We start from the raw sequence: 20,056 nt of genomic DNA, 5'->3' as shown, positions 1-20,056 counted from the left end.
CGAGGAGCCTATCACTCACTTATTTTAGAAAAAGCAAGCCAGCGCTTCTTTTTCAACAACAAAAACGCTTCCTTTCCTTTCCGCCCCAAACACGCTAGAAAGCGCAAAGCATAAAAGTAAAATATTAAAAATAGGTTTTTTAAAACAAATATTCTGCCATAAATTAACACTACACAACGAAAAAAACTCAGACTCACAAATCTTAAAATTAAATATAGCCACGAGCTAGATTTCAGGTTTCCTTCTCCGACAATTGAAATAGACGAGGTTGCGGCCTTTCCACCTGCCAAAAATGAGATAAAGCAGAATAGAAAATACTTTAGATTCTCATGCTCCTCGGCAGCTTTAACTTTATCAACATAAATACCCAGCTTCGAATATAGCTTTTTAACTCTCTGAAGATGGGCCTCCGAAGGAATAATTTTTGCCTCATCAAAATCATTAAGATCAAGCGCTAATCCGTCAGGAAGGACAGTGCATTGAGAGCTATATTCCTTGCATAAAACCAGATTAACCTTATCTATATCGTGTTGCATTAGCGCAGACTTGAGCCAGGCGCCACCATAACGTCGCACTGCTGGATCAGACCCTTCAACATCACGCACTAGCACCCTAGAAACTAACGTAACTTTTTTGCATACATCAGCTTCACCAGCTAGCCTACCTCCAGGCAAACATTCTTCCTTTAATAAAGAATAGCCTCTGCTGAACACATTCAAATAATGCTCTAGCGACCCGTTGATTTGGGAGACCTGTCTTTCATCCCACTTTACTTGAGAGGCCACCACCAGATACATACACCCCACGAGAGTCAGCAAACACCAGACATGATCGTAGCCGTGCTTGAACTTTTGACTCTTAAATAAATTCGCAACCATCAAAATCACTGCCCACCCCAGCACAAAGGCCAAGACAAAAACAACTCCACTATTCCATAACCCACCAAGATAGCCAGCCCCCAAAACGAACTCTTCAGGGGTGTAGCTTTCAAAGCCGACTGTAACACCAAAAATACTCAACACACCTGGAGCAAAAACAACAAGCGCTGTAAGAACACCCAAAAGCTTCCCTAGTACAAATGCACCTCTTACCAGCATTAATGATAGCAATGGTAAACAGCACAAAATACCACCCGTTATGACACTAACACCCTGAGTCGGGTCAAAATTCATTATTAGATATGGAAAGCCCGGCTCATAGACATCATTTATGAAGCCAAACAAACCAACACCTTCCAAATTCTGAGCAAGCCCATAAGCCGCTAAGTGCGCCAGAAAAGCATAAGGTTTAACAAACAACAAAAAAATACTCATACTAACTATTACTCGCACAACCGTGCACGGACACCAAAATTTGACTCGCGAAACTCGAACAGAACGTTTTCACACTCAAAATCAAGAAGCGCACCCTAAAATCTCGCATAAGCCATCACAACCACAACCACAACTACATTACTTACATCCGTCAGCATCGTTTTCTTGAGCGTGTCGCCCCTTTTGGTTGGTGGTTCGGTGAGGTGAGAAAGCAGCATCTGCAGTTCAGGGGAAAGCTATAGGATCGATGCTCAGCCAACAGCTGCAACAAATTCCATTTTTTAATAATCAGCGGGTGGCCTCCTCTACCACCAGCCGACTGTGACTCATTACACGCGTAACAAGTTCGAATAGGTCTTTTCCAGAAATTTTATGCTCTTCAGAAACTGTAAAAACCTCCTCTGCATCTCTCACTCGACTAGACCCTGGATCGGGATACCTGCCTGCCCATAAGGTGAAGTGCGTGAGCATCTGTAAAATCGCATTATCTTTAACGCTAAGTCCCGGGATAAAGCTTGCCAGTTATACTAGTCGATGATGATAGAAAGTCCTTTCCTTAGCAATATAATCTGCGACACCATTACTCAGAATCGCCATAGCCTTCAAGCATATCTCCAAGCTATAGCCAACCAGCATCAATCCTACGGCGCAGTATTGATGATCACACACCCCCCTCGCATAAATGGGCATAGAATCGAAACTTGGTTCGGCTTTGATTACCGTAAACGCAGCTTGCGACATTGCCTCTGCTTGGGTCAACCATAGTATCGGGCTTTTTAAATCCTCGGTTGTTGGTGGTTTTGAAATATCTACAGGGAAACCCGCCAGTGTCTGAACCAGCCCCCAAAGTTATCCAAGCCGAAGAACTGTATCCAAAAGGATCGGCACCAAATGACTCACGATTCGGTAGAATTTCTTTTTGTAATTCCATTGGGACTCCTAAAAACAAGAATATTAAAAAGACAAGCTCTGGAAACAAGAAAAAAACGTGATCCCCCTGCTACCCTAATCAAAGCCCAAATCAAGCTGAGCCTCAGATGAGCGAAGACTCACTCCCCCAGTTCATCTACTGCCAATTATTTGATTGCACGGTTATTTCGTCAATCAAAAAGCAAGAACCAGACGCCGAAATATTTCAAACGCATAACCGAATGGAACCGGCGATCCACCAGCTGCCTCACGCACATGCCCATCGATCTAAAGCAGCCGCCCCAAGACTGCTGGTTCCCAATTCATGATCACCAGTTCGCTACTGACGTCAGCCTTTCCTTGTCGCTGGTTGGTAACGCTGTAGCGAATATTCAGCGTATCGACATGGAAGCCCTCGAACACCCGTCGAATGTCCGGGTGGTCGTTGATGCTGACCATCACCCTTCCTTTGCAACACCGCATAAAGTCCGCCATCAGCTCGTAATTCGCGAATGAAAACTCGACCCCATAGCCAACGGTCTGCCAGTAAGGCGGGTCCATGTAATGAAAGGTGTGGGCACGGTCATACCGCTCGGCACATTCAAGCCAGGGCAGGTTTTCGACGTAAGTGCCCGACAAACGCTGCCAGGCGGCCGAGAGGTTTTCTTCAATCCGCAGCAGGTTGATGGCAGGGCCGGTCGTGGCGGTACCGAACGTCTGCCCAGTGGTTTTGCCAGCAAACGCATGGTGCTGCAGGTAGAAAAACCGGGCCGCACGCTGGATGTCAGTGAGCGTTTCGGGGCGGGTCATCTTCTGCCACTCGAACACCTGACGCGAGCTAAGCGCCCATTTGAACTGCCGCACGAACTCTTCTAGATGGTTCTGGACTACGCGGTACAGCGTCACCAAGTCACCGTTGATGTCGTTGAGAACTTCAACCGGTGCAGCTTGGGGGCGCATGAAGTAAAGCGCGGCACCGCCAGCAAAGACTTCAACGTAGCATTCGTGGGGCGGAAACAGAGGAATGAGGCGATCGGCCAGGCGGCGCTTACCGCCCATCCAGGGGATGATGGGTTCAGACATGTGCAAGCCTTTTCTGTAGGGAATATCAGGTGCTAGATTTTGTATGAAAACCTTTGAAACCCCATCGCGGCCCCTGACGGCCTGAGTTTCCGTAGAGTTCTTGCCATTTAGGCGAAGGACTCTGCCATGCCCAAACGATACGAACTTTCCGACGCAGACTGGGAAATAGTCGCTGATCTTTTTGCTGAACATCGACGCACCGGACGCCCAAGAGTCGACGACCGCTTGATGCTCAACGGCGTGCTGTGGGTGCTTTGCTCCGGTGCAGCATGGCGGGACATGCCTGAGCGATTTGGGCCTTGGTCGACGGTCTATCAGCGATTTCGAGACTGGCGAAATCAGGGCACCTTCAACAAGATGCTCAAGCGACTACACGTCAAACTTAATGCGCAAGGTCTGATCGACCTGAATACCTGGTGCATCGACTCAACGGCAGTGAAAGCCACCCGAGCCTCTTCCGGCGCAGGCAAAAAAGGGGGGCGCAAGAACCAGCGGACCACGCACTTGGACGAAGTCGGGGTGGACTGACGACGAAAGTTCACATGGTCTGCGACGCCCGAGGCATACCGCTCCACTTCACCCTCTCTGGTGGTCAGGCAAGCGACATTTCACATGCTCAACCGCTGCTCGATGGTGTCCACATCCCCTCTGGTCGCGGTAGACCACGCAAGCGATGCCGCTGGCTCTTGGCAGACAAGGGGTATGACGCTGACTCGTTGCGCCGGTACTGCGATCGTTATCGAATGCAGCCGGTGATTCCCCTGCGGGACATGAAACGCAAGCCAAAGCCCGGCTTGCCGCGTCTCTTCGACAAGCCCAAATATCGGCAGCGGAATGTAATAGAGCGGTTATTTGGTTGGCTTAAGGAACACCGCCGCCTGGGAACACGCTATTGCAAGCTGGCGGAAAGCTTCGCCGCGATGGTCACACTGGCTTGCTGGCGGCGGTGTCTACGACATTTCTTTTCGTACAGTGCCTAGGCTTACGATCACAGCTTTCTCAGTTTTTCCTGTTCCATTTCGTACCCGACGATACGAAATAGGTTTCCAGTATCAACTGCCTTAACATGGTACTCCACGTCACGTTTTAACCAGTAAGTATGAGTACATATTTTTTCAGTGTGCTTGGCTTCGATCTGGGCAAGCTTTATAGCGTCTTCCAGGTAACAGATCAGCTCGCCCTGGGAAGTGTAAAGTGGGACAGTTTCATTTTCCTGTCCTTGGTAGCGAAATCCGGGGGATTTTATTTCTGCTATTACTTCCTCCTTGGCATCATAGTCAAGGTAGTAACAAGGTCGGGTATGCCGCGGGCCTAGGCACTTATTGATCATCTCCGTTCCAGTGAGTTTTACGAAGTTGCTCTCATTAAGTGAGTTGATTCCGACGTGCATCTCGCCTTCTCCAAGGTAACGCTTCGAGGAGAGCACTACACCAACAGCGAAAAGGTCGTGCAGCTTGACGAGGCACACCAAACCCATGCTGTCATTGGCAGATAGAGCTAGATAATGGCTTCGGCTATCCAAATCCAAGAATTGACTGAAGGGGCCCCAGATTTCTTGTTGTAGACCATTTCCAATTTTAACATACTTCAGAATATCATCGTACTTAGCATCCCGAAGGATCTCAGAAATACGCACCGCCTCCTCGTCCTCAAAGTAGACTGGGAGAGTGTCAACAGCGAATTCATAGGCAATTTTCAATAAGCCGATTTTGAACTTATTGATATCCATAGACCACTGGCTTGTGAATGCCGTGGTGTCGATTTGTACCGTTCTCTCACCCCGCACAACAGCTTCTGGTGGGATATTTTTTCGGGACAGTGCTTTGGCAACGATCTGGTCGATTCTACCCTCATCTTTGGAGTCTACCGCGACGGTGAGGGATAGCTTTCCGTTGTCTTCCACCCAAATTATTTCAGGGGTGTAGTAAATCTCTAATTTTCCATCGCCCCCAACATCCAGTCGGGCTTTTTTATTCGGGGCATCCTTCTGACTAAAGGTGCCAGCAAAGGGGTTAGGAATTTTTCCGGATTTACCTGCGATTTCCTGAGAGAAACGATAAAGCTCTGACAGTTTGTGATTCACGAGGGGGGCATCGACTTCTTTGCCCATGCGAGAGTTGCAGTCTATACAGACAGTATCGATGTGATAGTAGCCACCTAGAGAATCGGGGATTACATGCTCATCATTAAAATCGCTTTCGTCTTTGTCATTTCTGCAGATAATACATTTTTTCACAAGTACACCCTCCATGTGATATTGATGAAGCGACAAGAGCCACCCTGTATAAAGCGTTATGGGCTTGCGCGCGCAAGCCAAGTTAGGTTCGAGCAGTCTAGATTTTTCCTAGTTACAGCCGACTTCTAATTTGGGCAACCATAACGTATAGAAAGTGAGATTGTCTAGGCTCCGTATTAAATTCTTCGAATCCCATTCAAATCGAATGAGTGCACAGATCCAGTGAAATCTGTGGACATCAAAGGCAAAATCCTCCGATGGGAAAACGGCACGATCTCTCAGAGAATCCTGGAACCTGGTTGCAGATGTCCTCACTGAAACTCAACTCCACCGCCGTACGGATCCCGAGTCCCTGCTGGAGCCGGCAGAAAATTGGGCTGAAGAGCCGTAAGACCATGCGTTCGGCGGCAACCGGGTGGCCTGACGACCATGATCTACATCCTATGTGATACCAATGGAGTACCACTTAATTTCTTCCTCGACATCACCTATGCCCGCTGCTATTGAATCAATCGTATATCCCAAGTTTGTGTGGTCGTTGACGCATCCGGTCTGGTCGCTCCTTTACGTCTATTGATACAGTGCTTTGACATAACCCTGGCAGGCCGCCAAGGCGATCAATCCTCTGTCTCCCTCGTCGGTGATACTGATAATTCGTTGAGCATGCGCAGGGTCAAGTTGGGCTCGCGAGGCTCCATGAACCACGCGGCCGGAGGCGGTGGTGGAAGGCATTGCACAGTTGCGGGAGTCGGTTGCCTCGAGGAGGACTGACAACCGCAGGTCAGCAGTAGCCAGGCGATCACGCAGGCGTGCTTGAGTAAGTCGGGCATCGTTCAGAACTCGATGATGGGTCTGGTCGCTGGCCTGCAGCCGCTGCTCCAGGACCAGGCGCTTATCTTGCTCGAGACGCTGCTGAACGGCAGCGGCCCGAGCTATCTCGTTGAGCGTGTCGGTATGCAGGCGCCCCAGCTGCTCCAGCCTTTCGCCATAGCGCCAGCTTTGGACTTGCCACGTAGCAAAACCGGAAGCCGCCATCAGCGACGAAACAACCAGGGCAGAACCGCCCCACTTCAGGAGCAGCGGACTCACGTCAGCACCTGCAACGCCCGCTCAAACAACACCAGCCGCTGGTCCGCGCCGTGTGGTTTCCTCCCCGGCCCACCGGTATTGATGATGCTGCCGATATCCTTGAAGGCACCTTTGTCCGCCAGCGGGTTCAAGCCATGGACGAACCAGTACCAGGCCGCCGACATCGCGGCATGCCGCGGCTGCTCCAGCAGCTCCGGGAAGGCAACCAGGTCCACGCCAAGGTCTTCACCGCAGGCTCGATAATTATCCTTGCCGCTTACCTGAATCAGCCCTCGCCCACGATACCGCCAGCCGTCACCTGGCTCGGCATTCCCCATTCGCTGACCATAGGCGATGTTGGCGATCAGCTCGGGCTGGTAAGCGACTTTGGCGGCTAATTCAGCATCAAAACGGTCCGGCCAACTCCGCCGCAAGGATTGGGCGCTGTAGTTAAGGTTCTCGACCATCTGAGTCAGGTGCGCCGACTCGTGTCCGGCCTGGGCAATAAAGGCGGCAATACGAGGCAATGTGACGATCTGGTAGCGGCACATCGCGGTGTTGAGGAGAGGAACAAAAACGCCGGCTTGTTGGCCGGCGTTCGAGAGAGTTTGCAGCAACTGCTGCTGTGTGATGGACATGCTGTACTCCTGGAGCCCTATCTGGGCCATCGTTCGTCAGGCGGGCAAGCTTGCACCTTTCATAATCAAGCTATACTGAGAACTTGGGTATTATGTGTCAGTCGGTTGTTGGCAAGCTCACTCGGTTCTTCGCCATTGCTGTATCCATTGCTGTTACCTCAACCAGCAAGCGAAGGAGAAAAGTAATGAAAAAGAGCACACAAACCCCTGATCCTGCAACGCCAGATCAGAAGCCTGAAGCCAATTCAACCCGAGCAATAAACATTCCAGCGGTTCCAGTAAAATTACTTTCAGATCGAGAGGCACTAGCCATAGCTTACTATAACAGCCCTGAAGACGATGTTCTTAGGGCCAAGGGTGCGCCTCCTGGAAATTTTACTTGGATATTCATGCCTAGCGACATTGCAGGCACTTACTATATAAAATCCTATACATCTGAAATATTCATAGAGGGGAAAAGCAACGGATTTGGAGATATTATTGTCACTAATAAAAAAGAGTCTGCGTGGCAGCTTTGGCGCGTCGAGCCCGGAGATCCCGGAGATAGACCGGACGAAATATATATCCACTGCCTGGGTGATGATAGGGTTATGACTAGTATGGGAGGTGAAACTAATGGTCTCGTCTGCCTCCGACCAAAAGGCCTTGGAAACGTGATGCGGAAACAACACTACAAGATAGTAACCTAACTCTGCATGATTCCATCCAGTGGCAGGGACCTATACGCTTGCGCATCCTCGACATCTCGATAATGAACTGCGCTTCGCTATGTACCTCCATTCTTGATGGTTCGGCCTGAAAAATTGGAGGCTACCCAAAAAGCTGTATAAAATTTCTTGAACAAGGGAGGGGGTGGGTGTAAAGCCCCCCCGCCCCACAAAACTTATAGATCCCCCTCAACGCCCAACTACAAGCAAGTTGACCCGAAATGACGGATCGGGATCTATGTTGGATGAGCTGAGATCCGCCTCATATCGCTGCCACTTAAAACAGATCGACAATGCCTGGCAAGTTGCGACCACCATAAACTACACGCTCGACCCGTACAGTCTCGCCGTCAATAACACGAAAAAGGATGGCGTAATTTCCAACTACCGCCATGCGGGCATCTTGGCCTATATCCGGGCGGAGCTGGTAGATGTACGGGTTGCGTTGGATGTCCGAAAGTTTCCTTCGGATGTCCTGAATAAAGGTCACCGCCCGTACCGGGTTGTCTTGCGCAATAAAATCAGCGACGTCATCCAAATCCCCCTCAATATAACGAGAGAGCTCAAGCTGCATCATTTGCCCACGCCTCTGGCGTCAGCAATGGCCTGATACTTACGCTCCAGACGGTCAAGAACACTATCAGCGGAGACACCCGGGGTTTCATCTGCCCGCGCCTCTTGCCAGAGCTGACGCAGTTCGTCGACACCTTGCTGACGCAAGCTGCGCTTGTAGGTCCAGTCCCGCAATGCATCGCGGATGACTTCGCTGCTTGAGGCATATTCGCCAGTGGCCACCGCGCTACGGACCATGTGGACCATCTCGGGCGGCAACGCGATACTGATTTTTTCGGCCGTGCTCATAGGCTCACCTGTGAAAGGTAGGAATACTTCCTACCACCATAGCAAATCCGAACAATCGCCACAAATCAGCCCCACGGGCAATTCCGCGCAGCCCTGTAACTATCCCCGGATCCCTTCCCCTCTAAGCCAACGCCTGCGCAAAGGCAGCCTCCAAAATTCTACGCAGGTTTTGTACGGTGCGATTTTGACCAGAAAACCCGACCGGGAGAGCTTGAAGGCGATCGAACTCACCAGCGTCCCGGTCCGACTGACCGGGTAATTATCTTCTCCTCGAGCCAGCGCCCGGTTCACCTGGGCCTGTCGGGCAACCAAGCGCCCGACCTTGCGCATATCCGACCGAAAGCTGCCAGCGAAACTGAGGATATCGGCCATGCCAGCAGGCTGCTTGGACACTCGAAAGAAGAGATGACGAAGAAGGTCTATCGCCGGGTTGGCGAGATCATAAACCCAACGAAATGATGTCGAGTTGCGGAAGCGATGACCATAGTTGCGGAAGCGATTGCCAAATAATGGACATTAAAAAAGCCCCGTAAATCGTTGATTTACGGGGCTTTGAATAGTGGAGGCCGAGGTCGGAATCGAACCGGCGTAGATGGATTTGCAATCCACTGCATAACCATTTTGCTACTCGGCCTCAGGTCGAATCGAGCGCCCTTGCAAGACTGGCTTGCCGCAACTCCTTGATTCTTCAGCGTTGGTTACGTTGCCGTCCCTGCTGATGGCGCGCATTATGTCCTAGTTGAATGACACTGGCAACCCCCTGAATTCTAATAATTTTTAGGTCAGCTTCGGTCTTTCTCCGAGGCGCTCAATTGCGCCAGACGCACCGCCAGTGCCTTCGCCTGGCTGGCCACATCCGTCACCGCCGTGCTCTCCCACCACATGCCCCGCAACGGCGGGCCCATGGCGAACAAGCGGGTGGAGATATTGCCCTCGGCATCCACCACAGCGCCACCGACATCCGCCGCGATACCCAACGCCAGCGGCCCTGGCCGAACCAATCGTCGCGCCAGCAATTGCTGGGGCAATGGGCGATCCACCCGGCGCCAGTCATATTCAATACCCGTGGAGTTGATCAGGGCGGTTCCCGTGACCGTATGTGTCTGCGTCTCCCCCCTTGGCCGGATGAAAATACTCACCTGCCCATCCCGTGGCTCTTCCAGGCCCTTGAGTGACGCCGCCTCGATGGTCAGCCGCCCTTCTTTATATAACCGCTCTACCAACTCGGCACTCAAGGGTGGCGAACGGTGGTGATGACTCTCCCACCAGGGCCGCACATGCCGCACGAACTGCCGACGCTGCACATCGCTGGCCTGGCTCCAGAGCCGACCGATATGTGCCCGCACCGTGTCCAACGGCGCCTGCCAGTCAATCCCGGTCTCCAACGCCAAGGTGCATTGGCGACGCACCTCGCGCAGCAACTGCCGTGGGCTGCGAATACTGTGATCGGCCGCCAGGAAATCCACCCAGCTCGGCGGCTGACGCCGCACATGAGGCAACAGCCCGTGCCGGGAAATCACCCGGATCGGCCCACGATGCCCGGCCTGTTCCAGCGAGACCACGGCATCGACCATGGTCAGGCCGGAGCCGATGATCAGCACCGTCCCTTGCGGATCAAGCCGCGACAGGGTCGCCACATCCCAAGGGTCCACCGCCGCCGCATTCAAGCCGCTGGATTGTTTCTGCCGGGTACGCGCCGCTGGAAACATACCGGTCGCCAGCACCGCGCTGGTACCTTGCAATTGCCGACCATCAGCCAGCCTCAGCAGCACCCCATCACTGTCGATTTGCAGATCGACCACTTCGCCCCGCACATGCTCGGCCGTCGATCCCCAGGCCGTCCCCTGCTCCCGGGCTTCGGCCAGGCGCTGCTGGACGTAAAGGCCAAAAATCCCCCGGGGCATGAACAGCTCGCTGACCGGAACATGCTGTTGATCCGACTCAGGCCAGCCACCGTCCGCTATATAAGCCTGCAACCACTGCGTCAGGTCATCGGCATTGTCCGGGTCGACGCTCATCCGCGCCGCGTTACCGTTCAACGTATGCCCCAGCTCCGTGGCGCTGTAGGCCTCACCCCGTCCCAATTCGGCACGCGGCTCGACGATCAGGATCCGCCGCCGGCCTTCCAGGCGCAGTAACTGCACCGCCAGCATCGCGCCGCTCAAGCCCCCGCCGATAATCAACACATCAGCAGCCGGGATGGCGTCTGTCGCCTGTCCGCTCAGGGTTCCACTCATTCTTCACTCTCTTGTCAGTGCTTGCCCAGGTAGAAGTCGTGCAGGTCGCCCCTGGCCAGCAATTCATCCGCCGTACCGCTGAGCACCACCCGGCCGGTGTCGAGCACATGGGCCTGGGTCGCGTATTTGAGCGCTACATTAATGTTTTGCTCGGCAATCAGGAAGCTGACCTGCTGCTCACGATTGAGCTGAGCCACGATCTCGTAGATTTCCTGAACGATAATAGGCGCCAGGCCCATGGATGGCTCGTCGAGCAAGACTAAAGTCGGTCGTGTCATCAAGGCCCGGCCAATGGCGACCATCTGCTGCTCGCCTCCCGAGGTCAGCCCGGCCTGGGTTTTGCGCTTGGTTTTCAGGCGCGGGAACCAGGCATAGACCCGCTCCAGGTCTTCCAGCATCTGCCGTCGACTCAGCCCGCGGACAAACCCACCGCTGCGCAGGTTGTCCTCCACCGTCAGTTGCCCGAATACATGTCGCCCCTCCAACACGTGCACCAGGCCGTCACGCACACGCTGGCTCGGGTCGACCGCCAGGCTGTCATGCCCCTGGAAGTGGATGCTGCCGCGCGTGACCTGCGCCCGTTCGGCCCGCACCAGCCCGGAGATCGCCTTGAGGGTGGTGCTTTTGCCGGCACCGTTGGCCCCGAGCAAAGCGACAATGCCGCCTTTGGGCACACTCAGGGAAACCCCGGACACCGCCAGGATCGTCCGGTCATAGATCACCTCGATGTCCGAGACCTGCAACAGCGGCGCACCGCTCGCTTCAAGCGCGGGCCGGCCCATGGTTTACTCGCCCGCCGCGCAGGTGCGCGGAGTCAGGTGTTTTTCTGCCGCAAAGGCTGCCGACTTCTCGTCGATCAACGGCCGCAACAGCGCCCGATCCGCCGCGATCCAGTCGCTGACCAGGCTCCAGTGGCTACCGTCCCATTGCTGGACCCGCGCCGAACCGCCGCCTTCATGGTCGCTGCAGGACAGTTTCAGGTTCTGCATCAGGCCGTAGAAGCCCATGGCCTTGAGTCGCGCATCATCGATATCCAGATGCTCCAGGCCCCAACGCCCTTCTTCGCCATGCAGCGGCCGCTTGCCGAACTTGGCCTGCCCGGTGCGAATGGCTTCCACCGCAATCGCCGCGTTCACCAGCCCGGAGTTGTAGTAGACGCTGCCGAAGTTGTTCAGGTCCTTGAGGTCGCTCTTGCCCTTGTCGAGGATGTATTGCTTGAGGCGCTTGTGGATCTCGAAGTCCGCGCCCGCCGGGTAAGGCGTCAACGCCAGATAACCCTTGGCCGCCGCACCCGCCGGCAACACGTCTTCGCTGGAACTGGCCCAGATATCACCGACGATATGGTCCACCGGGAAGCCAAAGCGCGCGGCGGTCTTGACCGCTACCGGCGTCGATACACCCCAGGTCCGCAGGAACACCCAGTCCGGATTGAGCTGGCGAATCTGCCGCCATTGCGCCGACTGTTCGTTGCCCGGATCGGCTACTGGAATCTGGATATTCTCGAAGCCGTATTTTTCCGCCAGCAGTTTCAGCGGCCCGAGGGTTTCACGGCCATAGGCCGAGTCGTGGTAGACGGTGGCGATCTTCTTGCCCTTGAGCTTGTCGAAACCGCCTTCGCGCTGGGCGATGTAGTTCACCAGGGTCGAGGCTTCGCTGTAGAAGGTCAGCATCACCGGGAAGTTATAGGGGAAGACCTTGCCGTCGGTGGCCTCGGTGCGCCCGTAACCGAGGGTGATCAACGGTATCTTGTCGACTTCCGCGCGCTCGCTCAGGGCGTAGGCCGCCGGCGCGCCGTTAGGCTGATAGACCGCCACCGGCGCACCATCCAGACCGTTCTTGAAGCGCTCGTAGCACTCGATGCCCTTCTCCGCCGTCCATTCGGTTTCACACTCCTGCCAGACCAGCTTGACGCCGTTGATCCCGCCTTCCACCTCGTTGATGTAGTTGAGGTAGTCGATCATCCCGGCCCAGACCTGCACGCCGCTGGAGGCATAGGCGCCGACCCGGTAGGTGGCCAGGGGGAAGAATTGCTGGTCGGGCGAGGCCTGGGCCATCGGCGCCGCAGTGCCGAGAACCGTCAGGGCCAGGGCCGCAGCCGTCAGTGAACGCTTGAAAAGTGCACGCATGGTGGAATCGTTCTCCAGGGATGGGAAGTCGGAAGTCAGAAGCGCAACGGCCAGTGCCGGAGCCGTTCGCGGGTGTTGCTCAGCAGGCGGATCAGCCCTTCCGGCTCCTTGATCAGGAACAGGATGATCAGCACGCCAAAGATGATTTTTTGCAGGTTCTGCAACTGCCCGGCATCCACCGCGCCACCGAGCAAGGCCTGCCCGAGATGGCTGAGGAGGATCGGCAGCAGGCAGATAAAGGCCGCGCCGACGAAGTTGCCGGCGATGCTGCCCATGCCGCCGATAATGATGATGAAGAGGATCTGGAACGACCGATTGATATCGAAACTGCCGGCGCTCGCGGTGCCCAGGTAGGCGAACGCCCACAGCGCCCCGGCGATGCCCAGGTAGAACGAACTGACGGCAAATGCCAGGCGTTTGTAGCGCGCCACCGGAATACCGATCACCGCCGCGGCCGTGTCCATATCGCGGATCGCCATCCAGTTGCGCCCGGTCTGGCTGTTCACCAGGTTGCGCGCGACCCAGGTCAGCAGCAGCACCGTGACCAGGGTCAACAGGTAGCGGCCCACCGGGGTATTCAGGTCATGCCCGAGCAACGACAGACTCGGAGCGGAAATGGTCCCGGACGATCCGTAGTTGTAGAACCAGGGAAACTTGACGAACAACCACTCGAGGAAAAACTGCGCGGCCAGGGTGGTGACCATCAGGTAGAAGCCCTTGATCCGCGAACTGGGCAGGCCGAACAGCAAGCCCACAAAGCCGCTGATGATGCCGCCGCCCAGCAGCGCCAGAGGCAAGCCCAATTCCGGCAGACGCAGCAGAAAGCCGTAGGTGGCAAAGGCCCCCACTGCCATGAAGCCCGCCGCGCCGACCGAGGTCTGCCCTGTGTAGCCGGTCAGCAGGTTGAGCCCCAGCCCCGCCAGGGACAGCACCAGGAACGGGATCAGGATCGCGCTCAGCCAATAATCGTTGCCCACCAGCGGCACGACACCAAATGCCAGCACCAGCAGGCCGAGCAACGACCATGGCAGGCGCCGCTCGATCAGCCCCCAGGGTGCGGTTTCACTCATTACGGGAACGGACATGCTTCAGACTCGCTCAATGGCCCGCTCGCCGAACAGGCCAGCCGGGCGGATATACAGGAAGGCCAACGCCAGGACATAGGCGAACCAGGGCGTGATGCCGCCGCCGATCAGCGGCCCGATATAGACTTCGGCGAGGTTCTCGGAGGCGCCGACGATCAACCCGCCGACAATCGCCCCGCCGATCGAGGTAAAGCCGCCGATGATCAACACCGGCAAGGCCTTGAGCACCACCAGCGACAGGGAAAACTGCACCCCCTGGCGCGCGCCCCAAAGCAGGCCCGCCACCAGGCCGACACAGCCGGCCACCGCCCAGACGATCTGCCAGATGCGGTTGAGGTTGATGCCGATGGACAGTGCCGCCGTGGTGTCGTCGGCCACCGCCCGCAGCGATACGCCGATCCGGGTTTTGTTGAACAGCAGCGCCAGGACCACCACCAGGACCACGGCGGCAGCGGCGGCAATCAGGTCGAACTGGCTGAGCATCATCCCGTGGACAAACAGCGGCACGTCGTCGATGCCCAGGTCCAGCGCACGGACCTGGGAGCCCATCAGCCCTTGTGCCAGGCCTTCGATAATGAACGACAGGCCCAGGGTCGCCATGAACAGGGTGATCTGCGAACGGTTGACCAGCGGCCGCAATACCAGGCGCTCGATCAGCAGTGCGCCGATCACCATCACTCCGACCGTCAGCAGCAACGCCAGGGCGAACGGCACGCCTTGGTCGTGAAGACTGACAAAGGTCAGCGCGGCAAACAGCAGCATCGAGCCCTGGGCAAAATTGAACACGCCGCTGGCCTTGTAGATCAGCACGAAACCGATGGCGACCAGCGAATACAGGGTCCCGGCGAGCAATCCGCCGATCAGGGTTTCGAGAAAAAACGCCATCAGTGCACCGCTCCCAGGTAGGCCGCGATCACTTCGGGATTGCCCTGCACTTCGACCGGCGTGCCGTCGCCGACCTTGCGCCCGTAGTCGAGCACCACCACATGATCGGACAAGCCCATCACCACCCCCATGTCATGTTCGATCAGCACCACGGTGGTGCCGAGGTCGCGATTGACGTCGGAGATAAACCGCGCCATTTCCTGCTTTTCTTCGGCATTCATGCCGGCCATGGGCTCGTCCAGCAGCAACAGCGTGGGACCGGCAATCAGCGCCCTGCCCAGCTCCACGCGTTTTTGCCGGCCATAGGACAAGGTGCCCACCGGCACATCGCGCACGGCCTGCAGTTCAAGCAACTGGAGAATGTGTTGAGCCTTGAGGCGAAAGGCCTCGGCTTCCCGACGCGCCCGGGGCAGGCCCAGGGCCTGTTCGAGAAAATGGCTGCGCATATGCCGCGACAGCCCGGTCAGGAGGTTGTCGATCACGCTCATCTTCTTGAACAGCGCATTGTTCTGGAAGGTCCGGCCAATGCCGCGACGGGCCGCGTCCAGGGGATCGATACGGTGAAAGCGCTGCTGCTCGAAGACGATCTCACCGCTGTCGAAGCGGTAGACCCCGTTCAACAGGTTGAGCAACGAGCTCTTGCCCGCGCCGTTGGGCCCGATCAGGGCGCAGATCTCGCCGCGCCGCACGTCGAATGACAGTTCGTTGATGGCCTTCACGCCCTTGAACGACAGCGACACGTCACGTACTTGCAAAATCGGTTCGAGCGTACTCATGCGCTTTTCCGTCCTGGGGCATCGACCCGCCATTGATTGAAGGCCGCCGGGACTTTCGATGGCGTCGCCGGTTGCCAGATGTATTGCAGGCGCTGAAAGCCCAGCAGGCGCCGCACACGCTGCTTGAGCAGGCGGGCCACGAGTCGTTCGGGATGGGCCAGTGACCATTCGCACAGGCGCCGGCGCCAACTGCCCGGAGGAGCCAAGCGTTGTTCGATTTCGTCGGCCAGCACTTGCAGGCGCTCCGCTGACAGCAGCAGGCCGGACGGCGCGAGTTCCCGTCGATCACGGCTGGCGCTGTCGCGGCTTTCCGGGAAAGCCAGGCTGTGGCCGGTGTTCAGCCATTGCTCCAGGACCACGCTCAAGCCGCCCTGCCATTGGCTATCTTCTTCACTCCATAGCTGAGGTTGGGCGCCTGTTGCACGCCACCGCACCAGCGGGCGCGGCTCCTGGTTGTCGCCACTGAGGCTGGCGAAGGCGAGCACGTTTTGCCTCGGCGAACCCGGCTGGCGTCCCGGCAGCTGATTGGCGATCAGCACTGCTGGGGCGGCACTTGAATCGCCGGCAGCTAGCCAATTGAGCAGTTGCTGGCGACTCTCGACAAAGCCGTGGCTGGGGTGCAGGCGCCAGAACGCTTGGTCGAGGGCTTCTGCGTTCAGGTCCGAGGCCAGGCTGAAGACCAGGCCACCGATGGAATGGGCCGCCAGCGCCAGCAGCAACAGGTTCGGTTCCTGGGCGCCGCTGACGGCCAGGCACGAGTCGGCAGTGAAGCCTTGTTGGCGCAAGCCATCGGCCAAACGCTCGACTTCGCGCAAGGCATCGATCCAGCGCCAGCTGTGCCATTGCCCGTGGCGCTTGTGGCGCAAGGCGCTCTGCAACGGGCTGACCTGGGCCCAGTGGCGCAACTGCTCAAGGGCCCCCGTAAAGATCGAAACCGTTTCAGGGTGCGGCGGATGGATGACGGGCGGACGTTTCAGTTCATGCACGCTCATGGCGGAACCTCGTTCAGTCGTTTGGCGTGCGGTGGTCCGCTGGCGATTGTGAAATACAGGTTTGTCGGTCGGTAATCAGGCCGAACGCAGGCTCTTCTCCCGCAACCCCGCCAGATCCCGATACCCCGCCCCCGGATGGATATCCGCCAGCTTCGGCCCCGCGCCGAACAGCTTCTCGCGCAAGGTCCCGGGGGCATACTCGGTCTTGTACACACCACGCTTCTGCAACTCCGGCACCAGCAAGTCCACCGCGTCGACAAAGGTCTCGTGGGTCAGCGCATAGGCCAGGTTGAAACCGTCGACATCGGTCTCTTCAACCCACTCCTGCAGCAGATCCGCCACGGTCTCCGGGCTGCCGACAAACAGCGGCCCAAACCCACCGATCCCAACCCAGTCAGCCAGTTCATTGGGCGTCCAGATCCGGTTCGGGTCCGCCGTGGAAAAGGTCTCCACCGCCGACTGGATGGCATTGGTGTGCACATGCCGCAGCGGCTCATCGGGCTTGAACTGGCTGAAGTCGATCCCGGTCCAACCCGAGATCAGCGCCATGGCGCCCTCGTAGCTGACATAGGATTTGTATTCCTCGAACTTGGCCTTGGCCTTGGCATCGGTCTCACCAAGGATCACCGTCTGCAGGTTGAAGATCAGGATGCTTTTCGGGTCCCGACCCGCCTCGGCCGCGCGCCGACGGATATCGGCCACGACCTTTTTCAGCAGCACCTTGGACGGCGCGGCGACAAACACGCACTCGGCATGCTCGGCGGCGAACTGCTTGCCCCGGCTGGACGCGCCGGCCTGGTAGAGCACCGGGGTACGTTGCGGCGACGGCTCGCACAGGTGAATACCCGGCACCTGGAAGTGTTTGCCGACATGCTGGATCTCGTGGATCCTGCTCGGGTCGCTGAACACCTTGCGCGCCCGGTCGCGCAGGATCGCGCCGTCTTCCCAACTGCCTTCCCAGAGTTTGTAGCAGACCTCCAGGTACTCCTCGGCATAGTCGTAACGGGCGTCATGTTCGGTCTGGGCACGCTGGCCGAGGTTCTTCGCACCGCTTTCCAGGTACGAAGTGACGATGTTCCAGCCGGCGCGCCCCTTGGTCAGGTGATCGAGGGTGGAAAGACGTCGGGCAAAAGGATACGGATGCTCGAAGGACAACGAAGCCGTGAGGCCGAACCCCAGGTGCTCGGTCACCAGCGCCATGGGCGGAATCAACTGCAACGGGTCGTTCACCGGCACCTGGGCCGCCTGGCGAATCGCCGCGTCGCCATTGCCGTTATAAACGTCATAGATGCCCAGCACATCGGCGATAAACAGGCCGTCGAACTTGCCACGCTCAAGGATCTTCGCCAGGTCGGTCCAGTACTCCAGGTCCTTGTATTGCCAGGAACGGTCACGCGGGTGAGCCCACAGTCCGGGCGACTGATGGCCAACGCAGTTCATGTCGAAGGCATTGAGGCGGATTTCACGGGACATCGACAGCACTCCTGGCACTCGGTGGAACCACGCCATTGAGGCGCAAGTCACCGATCAATCGGTATTTGAGATGCAACGGATCCTGGAGCGGATCATGGCTGGGCGACCACTCGGGGCGTTGGCCGGTCAGTTCCTGTTCAACCTGGCCGACCTGCGCCAGGGCTTCGGCGATGGCAATACTGGCTTCGGCGACGGCAATGGTCTTTTCGGCCTCGTCCTGGTTGCCGGCGGCAATGCGTTCGGCGCGCTCCAGCAGCGCCGCCGCCACCTCGATGCGAATCTGCAGGTCGCCGAACTTGCCGATGACCTGGTGATCGGTGGCCAGTTGGGCATGGGCGCGCGCAACGCCGAGGGTCCGTTCCAGGGATTGGCGGGCGCTGTGCAGGTCGCTTGCCACTCGGGCCAGGGCGGGCTGGTGACTGGCGGGATGAGTCAATGCATTCATCGTGGGCTCCTAGTTCCAGGCATGTCGGGCCGGCTTGACGCCGTTGAGCAGGTAGTTGCCGATCAGGTGGTATTTCCAGCGCGCCGGGTCATGCAGGGTGTGGGTGCGGGCGTTGCGCCAATGGCGATCGAGGTTGTGCCTGGCCAGTACCGAACGGGTGCCGGCCAGCTCGAAAATCTTGCTGCTGGCCAGCAACGCGATTTCGGCGGACAGCACCTTGGCCTGGGCCACCACCACGGAGGCCAGGGCAACACTGTCTTCGCTGGGCTGCGCCAGGGCGTGGTCGACTGCCAGGCCGGCCTTTTCCAGGATGGCTTCGGTGCCGTGTACCCGCCATTCAAGATCGCCGATGGCAGCCTGGGTGAACGGGTCCTGCCAGCCATGTTCCTGCTGGCTGTCGATCCACGGCCGCGCTTGACGGGCATGACGCTTGGCTTCTTCGAGGGCACCGACGGCAATACCGGTGTCGACCGCCGCCTGGATGATCTGGGAAATCGGGCCGTTGGCGGTGGGCAGGTCGAAGGCCTGGTGGGCTGGAATCACGCTGCTGCGCGGTACCTTCACGTCGTTGAACAGCGCATTGCCGCTGGCGGTGGTGCGCTGGCCGAAGCCGTCCCAGTTATCCACGATAGTCAGGCCCGGGGTGCCCTGCTCGACAAAGGCGATCTGCGCATTACCGGCCTCGTCGAGCCCGACCACCGGGACGATATGGGCGAACAAGGCGCCGGTGCAGTAGAACTTCTCACCGTCGATATGTGCGGTGTCGCCGTCGAAGCGGATACGGGTGTCGAAGGTGCCGGCATTCTTGCTCTTGGCTTCGGAGAAGGCATTGCCGAAGCGATAACCTTGCAGCACCTTGGCGAAGTAATAATGCTTTTGTTCCTCGCTGGCGGTTTGCAGGAGGATATCCAGCACACCGAGGTGGTTCTGCGGGATCTGGCCAAGGGACGAGTCGGCAGCGGAAATGATCTTGATGACTTCCGCCACCGTCACATAGGAAACGCCGGCACCGCCGTAGGCTTTGGGAACGGTGATGCCCCACAGGCCGCTGGCGGCGAATTCATCGAGTTCGGCGACGGGCAGGCGTCGCTCGCGGTCACGTACGCCGGCTTCGACGGCAAAACGCGCCGCGAGGGTTCTGGCCGCGGCAATGGCCTCTTCATCCGAACGGATGATATGGGCGGTGTAGGCAGGTTTGGCGACAGTTGTCATAGACCGACTC

The 20,056-nt window shown here is 57.3% G+C and carries 19 protein-coding genes, 1 tRNA gene and 1 pseudogene; 3 read left to right on the top strand and 18 right to left on the bottom strand.

Features of this window, described 5'->3' with window-relative positions; all coding sequences use genetic code 11:
• Positions 1–11 precede the first annotated feature (11 nt).
• Both M5C56_RS12010 and M5C56_RS12005 read right to left on the bottom strand, forming a co-directional pair.
• Positions 12–1,313, bottom strand: coding sequence for a hypothetical protein (locus M5C56_RS12010; RefSeq protein WP_247263121.1), 1,302 nt, complete (start codon positions 1,311–1,313; stop codon positions 12–14).
• 1,197 nt (positions 1,314–2,510) lie between these two features.
• A complete protein-coding gene (locus M5C56_RS12005; RefSeq protein ID WP_103495022.1) occupies positions 2,511–3,305 on the bottom strand; it encodes a DNA adenine methylase in 795 nt (264 codons plus the stop codon).
• Positions 3,306–3,431: 126 nt separating this feature from the next.
• Between M5C56_RS12005 and M5C56_RS12000 the strand changes: the two genes are divergently transcribed.
• Positions 3,432–4,285, top strand: a protein-coding gene (locus M5C56_RS12000) for an IS5 family transposase (protein ID WP_103495021.1) whose coding sequence is annotated in 2 segments (ribosomal slippage) — positions 3,432–3,773 and positions 3,776–4,285 — 852 coding nt in all. Because the reading frame shifts where the segments join, the coding sequence is not laid out codon by codon here.
• 8 nt (positions 4,286–4,293) lie between these two features.
• On the opposite strand, the gene M5C56_RS11995 is transcribed toward M5C56_RS12000, so the two are convergent.
• The 3 genes from M5C56_RS11995 to M5C56_RS11985 form a co-directional block, all read right to left on the bottom strand.
• On the bottom strand, positions 4,294–5,541 hold the full coding sequence (locus M5C56_RS11995) for an HNH endonuclease (protein ID WP_103495020.1): 1,248 nt from the start codon (positions 5,539–5,541) through the stop codon (positions 4,294–4,296).
• A gap of 570 nt (positions 5,542–6,111) precedes the next feature.
• The gene (locus tag M5C56_RS11990; RefSeq protein ID WP_247263156.1) at positions 6,112–6,576 is read right to left on the bottom strand and encodes a lysis system i-spanin subunit Rz; all 465 of its coding nucleotides are present in this window, start codon (positions 6,574–6,576) and stop codon (positions 6,112–6,114) included.
• Between the two features lie 50 nt (positions 6,577–6,626).
• Complete coding sequence (locus M5C56_RS11985) at positions 6,627–7,247, bottom strand: glycoside hydrolase family 19 protein (protein ID WP_103495018.1); 621 nt, start codon at positions 7,245–7,247, stop codon at positions 6,627–6,629.
• A gap of 185 nt (positions 7,248–7,432) precedes the next feature.
• Here M5C56_RS11985 and M5C56_RS11980 point away from each other — a divergent pair, with 185 nt between their 5' ends.
• Positions 7,433–7,936, top strand: coding sequence for a hypothetical protein (locus M5C56_RS11980; protein ID WP_247263122.1), 504 nt, complete (start codon positions 7,433–7,435; stop codon positions 7,934–7,936).
• A 295-nt stretch (positions 7,937–8,231) separates the two neighbouring features.
• On the opposite strand, the gene M5C56_RS11975 is transcribed toward M5C56_RS11980, so the two are convergent.
• On the bottom strand, positions 8,232–8,531 hold the full coding sequence (locus M5C56_RS11975; RefSeq protein WP_103499794.1) for a type II toxin-antitoxin system RelE/ParE family toxin: 300 nt from the start codon (positions 8,529–8,531) through the stop codon (positions 8,232–8,234).
• Positions 8,528–8,815, bottom strand: coding sequence for a type II toxin-antitoxin system ParD family antitoxin (locus M5C56_RS11970; protein WP_103499793.1), 288 nt, complete (start codon positions 8,813–8,815; stop codon positions 8,528–8,530). Before M5C56_RS11970 ends, M5C56_RS11975 begins: the two co-directional genes overlap by 4 nt.
• Positions 8,816–9,145: 330 nt before the next feature.
• On the opposite strand from M5C56_RS11970, the pseudogene M5C56_RS11965 reads away from it, so the two are divergent.
• Positions 9,146–9,274 (top strand): annotated as a pseudogene (locus tag M5C56_RS11965) (integrase); the annotation flags it as partial.
• A 101-nt stretch (positions 9,275–9,375) separates the two neighbouring features.
• On the opposite strand, the gene M5C56_RS11960 reads toward M5C56_RS11965, so the two are convergent.
• The 11 genes from M5C56_RS11960 to M5C56_RS11910 form a co-directional block, all read right to left on the bottom strand.
• Positions 9,376–9,449, bottom strand: a tRNA-Cys gene (locus M5C56_RS11960).
• A 148-nt stretch (positions 9,450–9,597) separates the two neighbouring features.
• Positions 9,598–11,052, bottom strand: a complete 1,455-nt coding sequence (locus M5C56_RS11955; protein ID WP_103494299.1) for an FAD/NAD(P)-binding protein — start codon at positions 11,050–11,052, stop codon at positions 9,598–9,600.
• Between the two features lie 14 nt (positions 11,053–11,066).
• Positions 11,067–11,834 carry an ABC transporter ATP-binding protein gene (locus M5C56_RS11950; RefSeq protein ID WP_103494300.1) on the bottom strand — a complete coding sequence of 256 codons (768 nt, stop codon included), beginning with the start codon at positions 11,832–11,834 and terminating at the stop codon, positions 11,067–11,069.
• A 3-nt stretch (positions 11,835–11,837) separates the two neighbouring features.
• Positions 11,838–13,178, bottom strand: a complete 1,341-nt coding sequence (locus M5C56_RS11945; protein ID WP_103494301.1) for an ABC transporter substrate-binding protein — start codon at positions 13,176–13,178, stop codon at positions 11,838–11,840.
• Between the two features lie 35 nt (positions 13,179–13,213).
• Positions 13,214–14,263 carry a branched-chain amino acid ABC transporter permease gene (locus M5C56_RS11940; protein WP_103494302.1) on the bottom strand — a complete coding sequence of 350 codons (1,050 nt, stop codon included), beginning with the start codon at positions 14,261–14,263 and terminating at the stop codon, positions 13,214–13,216.
• Between the two features lie 3 nt (positions 14,264–14,266).
• On the bottom strand, positions 14,267–15,148 hold the full coding sequence (locus tag M5C56_RS11935) for a branched-chain amino acid ABC transporter permease (protein ID WP_103494303.1): 882 nt from the start codon (positions 15,146–15,148) through the stop codon (positions 14,267–14,269).
• Positions 15,148–15,924, bottom strand: a complete 777-nt coding sequence (locus tag M5C56_RS11930) for an ABC transporter ATP-binding protein (protein WP_103494304.1) — start codon at positions 15,922–15,924, stop codon at positions 15,148–15,150. The genes M5C56_RS11935 and M5C56_RS11930 overlap by 1 nt, the downstream gene beginning before the upstream one ends.
• Positions 15,921–16,916 carry an AMP-binding protein gene (locus M5C56_RS11925; protein ID WP_103494305.1) on the bottom strand — a complete coding sequence of 332 codons (996 nt, stop codon included), beginning with the start codon at positions 16,914–16,916 and terminating at the stop codon, positions 15,921–15,923. Before M5C56_RS11925 ends, M5C56_RS11930 begins: the two co-directional genes overlap by 4 nt.
• A gap of 75 nt (positions 16,917–16,991) precedes the next feature.
• Positions 16,992–18,389, bottom strand: coding sequence for an LLM class flavin-dependent oxidoreductase (locus M5C56_RS11920; RefSeq protein WP_103494306.1), 1,398 nt, complete (start codon positions 18,387–18,389; stop codon positions 16,992–16,994).
• On the bottom strand, positions 18,379–18,834 hold the full coding sequence (locus M5C56_RS11915) for a hypothetical protein (RefSeq protein ID WP_103494307.1): 456 nt from the start codon (positions 18,832–18,834) through the stop codon (positions 18,379–18,381). Before M5C56_RS11915 ends, M5C56_RS11920 begins: the two co-directional genes overlap by 11 nt.
• A 9-nt stretch (positions 18,835–18,843) precedes the next feature.
• On the bottom strand, positions 18,844–20,046 hold the full coding sequence (locus M5C56_RS11910; protein ID WP_103494308.1) for an SfnB family sulfur acquisition oxidoreductase: 1,203 nt from the start codon (positions 20,044–20,046) through the stop codon (positions 18,844–18,846).
• Between the last annotated feature and the right edge of the window lie 10 nt (positions 20,047–20,056).

It is taken from the genome of Pseudomonas sp. MWU13-2862, from assembly GCF_023242495.1.
Lineage (GTDB): Bacteria > Pseudomonadota > Gammaproteobacteria > Pseudomonadales > Pseudomonadaceae > Aquipseudomonas > Aquipseudomonas gingeri_D.
Note: the sequence above shows the minus strand (reverse complement) of the source record. Positions and strands in the feature narration are given on the sequence as shown.